At 50.1% G+C, this 1,362-nt stretch carries 3 protein-coding genes; 1 reads left to right on the top strand and 2 read right to left on the bottom strand.

Translation table 11 applies throughout. From position 1 onward, the window contains the following. Positions 1-94: 94 nt before the first annotated feature. Entirely contained in the window at positions 95-229 is a 135-nt protein-coding gene (locus Q1A48_RS21200; protein WP_299948839.1) for a hypothetical protein, read from the bottom strand. Positions 230-366: 137 nt separating this feature from the next. Beyond that, positions 367-606, bottom strand: a complete 240-nt coding sequence (locus tag Q1A48_RS21195; RefSeq protein ID WP_299948837.1) for a Cro/CI family transcriptional regulator — start codon at positions 604-606, stop codon at positions 367-369. Positions 607-661: 55 nt separating this feature from the next. Here Q1A48_RS21195 and Q1A48_RS21190 point away from each other — a divergent pair, with 55 nt between their 5' ends. Next, on the top strand, positions 662-1,144 hold the full coding sequence (locus Q1A48_RS21190; RefSeq protein WP_299948835.1) for a helix-turn-helix domain-containing protein: 483 nt from the start codon (positions 662-664) through the stop codon (positions 1,142-1,144). Positions 1,145-1,362 lie beyond the last annotated feature (218 nt).

The following is a 1,362-nucleotide window of genomic DNA, read 5'->3' as shown; positions in this document are numbered from 1 at the left end:
TTACTATGGGACTTCCGGATCTGTCAAACTATGCGTGCCTCCCCGGCAAAGCCGGGGGGTCTCCCTTTTGGACTAGCCCGGCCCCAGCTGGACCTCATCCACTATCTTGCTCAAACAGCACGAAATCCTTACTAGCGATGTGGGCAGAAAGGATTTCAACTACTAGTGCTCTCCCTTGCTCCGTTTTGAGGAATTCCGCGACTTCACTCTGTATGCTTTGCTTGTCCATCTCTCTCTCCTGTATGAATGACCATGGTTGGCTATTGATTAACCATGCTCTCCTCAATCTTCACAATGTGAGGCAAGATAAAGGAGCTACTTCAAATGCAGATATCTATGCACTGCGGTACTGGCCGGTTAGCTGATTTAACATTGCTCTTCAACTGCAACTTCCGCTGTCAGGCAGAACACGTCCGGACGCAACTGCTCCTTGCTTACTTCACCACTTGTCAGGCGTTCAATCTGTATTGCTCGCTCTACCGGCACCCACCTGCGCTTCCAGTTGCTGACAGCCATAGGGGACACCCCCAGCTGTCGTGCAAGCGCTCCTTGAGAGCCGAAGTAGTTGGCGGCTTCTGCGATAGCTGCCGGTTTGGGTCTTTTCACCTGAAAGTATCCATATGTTTATAGTTTACAGTAAATATAACCGGACGTTTATATCATGGCAACACATCCGCATATAAACTTCGCGTTTATGCAGAAGCAAACAAAACGACCAAAAGACAAAGGAAAGGACTTCGAACGTTTAGCCAGAGCCGCAGGGTTCAGGTGGGCACAGATTGCTCGCGAATTGGATGTGCAGCCTCAGACCATTACTCATTGGCGAAAGAGGGGGGTTTCCGCCGTCTTTGCCTTGCGGGTTGCGGATCTACTCAATTGTAAACCCACGGAAATCAGTGCGATATCGCAGTCGGTAGTTGAAGTTGTTTCTCCGGAGCAACGGATGACACCGAGCCAGAAGCAAGCACAACAAGCCCATATTGCGGAGGAGCCAGCCAGCTACGACATCACTCATCCCCTACCAAACCATGTCCGACAACTAATCACTCTGATCGAGAAGCGTGCTCTGGACGGGTCCCTGACTAAAGCACATACAACAGTGCTGAAGAACAGCCTGGAGCTGATGACCGGGCATGAAAAATAACTTTGATTTATGAGTTAAGGGGCGGCTAACCTACAGTTTTTCAGGAACTGACGGTCTTAGTCGCAAAACACCTCTTTCCTAGATAAGGGCTGGCCCCAGCATCAATCAGGCTTCGAAGAGAGATAGTCGAGGTATCTCCCATCAGTAAATATCCACCGGCAAAGCCGGTGGCTTTAATCGTGAACCGCTCAAAGCGGTCTGTACGGAACTAACGTTCC

The organism is uncultured Microbulbifer sp. (assembly GCF_947489355.1).
Classification (GTDB): domain Bacteria; phylum Pseudomonadota; class Gammaproteobacteria; order Pseudomonadales; family Cellvibrionaceae; genus Microbulbifer.
This window is presented reverse-complemented; position numbering and strand designations above follow the sequence as displayed.